This is a genomic window from Streptomyces sp. NPDC054841 (genome assembly GCF_053611045.1).
Map to the genome: position 1 here is coordinate 1 of NZ_JBSGZO010000703.1, position 3,291 is coordinate 3,291.

Here is a 3,291-nt window from a genome sequence, read left to right on the forward strand (position 1 = left end):
GTCCTGCGGCGTCGGGCCCTCTCCGGGGTGGTCAGGCGCTGGCGGCGCCGACCTCCACGCCGTGCTCCGCGGCAAGGCGATGCAGGTCGTCCAGCTCGGCCTGCTCGACGTCCGCCAGGAAGTCGTCGCCCGTCTCGCGGGCCCGCGTGAGGTCGGTCTCCGTGGCCTTGATGCGCTGCAGTAGTCCTGCGGTGAATGCGTCCATGGTTGCGCCCCCTCGTCGTGGGTCGATGGCGGGGTGATCACGCTCCCTCCCTGGGGGACAGAGAGCGGGGTGTGGCAAGCCACATACATGGCGTGATCGCGGGGTGTGCAGTCGTCCTCCCCAGGGCCACCCTCAGAGAAACCTCAACTCATCCGGGAATCCCGCGAATTCCCGCTGCCCCCGTGGGCCCCGTCTCCGCCTTACATCCGGTTTACGCGCGTAAGGGGCAGGATGGAGGCACACAGTCAGTGCTACAGATCCAGCCACTGACCCTCCGGTCTGCCCTGATCACAGGGGCACGTCGCAGGGGTCACGGGCAACGCCAGAGGAAGGACCAGCCACGTGCGTGTACTCGTCGTCGAGGACGAGCAACTGCTCGCCGATGCGGTGGCCACCGGACTGCGCCGGGAGGCCATGGCCGTCGACGTCGTGTACGACGGCGCCGCCGCACTGGAACGCATCGGGGTGAACGACTACGACGTGGTCGTCCTCGACCGCGACCTCCCGTTCGTCCACGGCGACGACGTCTGCCGCAAGATCGTCGAGCTGGGGATGCCCACCCGCGTCCTGATGCTCACCGCCTCCGGCGACGTCAGCGACCGCGTCGAGGGCCTGGAACTCGGCGCGGACGACTACCTTCCCAAGCCCTTCGCGTTCACCGAGCTCACCGCCCGCGTCCGGGCCCTGGGCCGGCGTACGACCGTGCCGCTGCCGCCCGTCCTGGAGCGCGCCGGCATCAAGCTCGACCCGAACCGCCGCGAGGTCTTCCGCGACGGCAAGGAGATCCAGCTCGCTCCGAAGGAGTTCGCCGTGCTGGAAGTCCTCATGCGCAGCGAGGGTGCGGTCGTCTCGGCCGAGCAGCTCCTCGAGAAGGCCTGGGACGAGAACACGGACCCGTTCACGAACGTCGTCCGGGTCACCGTCATGACCCTGCGCCGCAAGCTCGGGGAGCCCCCGGTGATCGTCACCGTCCCGGGCTCCGGCTACCGGATCTGACCCGATGGCCACCGCACCCGCGCCCCCCGCGGCGCCCCCGAAACCCACCTGGGACCCGAGAGAGCCCGTCGGGCCCTGGCTGCGCCCCACCATCCGGATACGGCTCACGCTGCTGTACGGCGGGATGTTCCTGATCGCCGGCATTCTGCTGCTCTCGATCATCTATCTGCTCGCGGCGCAGGCCCTGCACTCGGCCAACGAGATGCCCTTCAAGCTGCTGCCCGACAGCAAGGTCCAGCTGACCAGCAACGCATGCCCCGCGCTGCAGTCGGGGCTGACCGCCGACCAGGCCAACACGGCGCTCAAGGTGTGCTTCGCCGCCCAGCGCCAGGAGGCCCTGGACGAGCTCCTCACGCGCTCCCTCTTCGCGCTCCTCGGCCTCAGCGTCATCGCGTTCGCCTTCGGCTACGCCATGGCGGGCCGTGTCCTCTCCCCGCTCGGCAAGATCACCCGCACCGCGCGCCGCGTGGTCGGCTCCGACCTCTCCCGGCGGATCGAGCTGGACGGCCCGGACGACGAGCTGAAGGAGCTCGCGGACACCTTCGACGAGATGCTGGACCGCCTGGAGCGAGCCTTCTCGGCCCAGCAGCGGTTCGTCGCCAACGCCTCGCACGAGCTGCGTACGCCCCTCGCGATCAACCGCACGCTGCTGGAGGTGCAGCTGGCCGACCCGGGCGCCCCACCCGAGCTCCAGCAGCTCGGGAAGACCCTGCTCGCCACCAACGAGCGCAGCGAGCAGCTGGTGGAAGGCCTCCTGCTGCTCGCCCGCAGCGACAACCAGATCGTGGAGCGCAAACCCGTCGACCTCGCCGAGGTCGCCGGCCGCGCCGTCGACCAGACCCGCGCCGAGGCCGAGGCCAAGGGCGTGGAGATCCGCGGCCGGCGCGCGCTCGCCGTCGTACAGGGCAACGGCGTCCTGCTGGAGCGGATCGCGCTGAACCTGGTGCAGAATGCCGTGCGGTACAACGTCCCTGAGGACGGCTGGGTGGAGGTCACCACCGAGACCCAGCCCGGCCAGGCCGTGCTTGTGGTGGCGAACACGGGCCCGGTGGTTCCGGCCTACGAGATCGACAATCTCTTCGAGCCGTTCCGGCGACTGCGTCAGGCGCGTACCGGCAGCGACAAGGGCGTGGGTCTCGGCCTGTCGATTGCGCGATCCGTCGCGCGCGCCCATGGTGGCCGTATCATCGCGGAGCCGCGCGAGGGAGGCGGCCTCGTGATGCGCGTGACCCTGCCGGTCTGAGGCGCGTTCTCGATGCTGTCCGCCGGAAATTGCTTCTGTTCGCTTTACGCGGAATTTTCGGGATCTGTGCCCGAGAGTTCCATGTGTGATCGATCACAGAAGCGAATTTCCAGCCATCTACTCTCCGTGGTCAAAGATCCTGTCGTAAAGCCTGGAACGTCCGGGTTTTCAGGGGTCCAGATCACGGGAAGTACACGGGGTGGCGCCCGTGAAGTGCGACATTAGGACCGTGTACGGTCCTGATCGCCATCCAACCCGATCACTCCCGAGGGGTCCGGCTGGGTGTCGATTGAGTAACAGACCTTGATGTGAGGCAAAATCTCCGCCTCAGGTCGGGCACAAGTCCGGCCTCTCACGCGTTACGTGCGCTGGAGACACCGCAAACACCCAGAGGGGGAGAGCGACATGGCAACGGACTACGACACCCCACGCAAGACCGATGACGACATCGATTCCGACAGCCTCGAAGAGCTGAAGGCCAGGCGGAACGACAAGACGACCTCCACGGTCGACGTCGACGAGTTCGAGGCCGCCGAAGGCCTGGAGCTGCCCGGAGCGGACCTCTCGAACGAGGAGCTGGCCGTCCGGGTGCTGCCCAAGCAGGCGGACGAGTTCACCTGCATGAGCTGCTTCCTCGTGCACCACCGCAGCCAGCTGGCCCGGGAGAAGAACGGCCAGCCGATCTGCCGCGACTGCGACTGAGGTCCGGTCGGTCGTGGCAGGCGGCGAACCAGTCAGGAAGCGACGCTTCCGGCGGAAGGGTTCCCCGGAGGCGCTCCAGGGCGGTCCGGGCCCGTCGGACGGCGCTCAGGCGCCTGACGGGCACGGGGACGCCGCCTACCTGCCC

Annotated in this window: 4 protein-coding genes; 3 read left to right on the forward strand and 1 reads right to left on the reverse strand. The window is 68.6% G+C overall.

Annotated features, from left to right (window positions below; genetic code table 11):
- Positions 1 to 31 precede the first annotated feature (31 nt).
- The gene (locus ACWGI8_RS41985) at positions 32 to 205 is read right to left on the reverse strand and encodes a hypothetical protein (protein WP_453668723.1); all 174 of its coding nucleotides are present in this window, start codon (positions 203 to 205) and stop codon (positions 32 to 34) included.
- A gap of 342 nt (positions 206 to 547) precedes the next feature.
- Between ACWGI8_RS41985 and ACWGI8_RS41990 the strand changes: the two genes are divergently transcribed.
- From ACWGI8_RS41990 to ACWGI8_RS42000, 3 genes are all read left to right on the forward strand, one after another.
- A complete protein-coding gene (locus ACWGI8_RS41990) occupies positions 548 to 1,201 on the forward strand; it encodes a response regulator transcription factor (protein ID WP_266388256.1) in 654 nt (217 codons plus the stop codon).
- Between the two features lie 4 nt (positions 1,202 to 1,205).
- Positions 1,206 to 2,444, forward strand: a complete 1,239-nt coding sequence (locus ACWGI8_RS41995) for a sensor histidine kinase (protein ID WP_453668724.1) — start codon at positions 1,206 to 1,208, stop codon at positions 2,442 to 2,444.
- A 405-nt stretch (positions 2,445 to 2,849) separates the two neighbouring features.
- Positions 2,850 to 3,146: a DUF4193 domain-containing protein gene (locus tag ACWGI8_RS42000; RefSeq protein WP_017946571.1), complete on the forward strand. Its 297-nt coding sequence runs from the start codon at positions 2,850 to 2,852 to the stop codon at positions 3,144 to 3,146.
- The last annotated feature ends 145 nt before the right edge of the window (positions 3,147 to 3,291 follow it).

Bases quoted from the DNA above. Each gene is read 5' to 3' on its own strand.
- ACWGI8_RS41985 (WP_453668723.1), bottom strand. From the start codon at position 205: ATGGACGCATTCACCGCAGGACTACTGCAGCGCATCAAGGCCACGGAG.
- ACWGI8_RS41995 (WP_453668724.1), top strand. From the start codon at position 1,206: ATGGCCACCGCACCCGCGCCCCCCGCGGCGCCCCCGAAACCCACCTGG.
- ACWGI8_RS42000 (WP_017946571.1), top strand. From the start codon at position 2,850: ATGGCAACGGACTACGACACCCCACGCAAGACCGATGACGACATCGAT.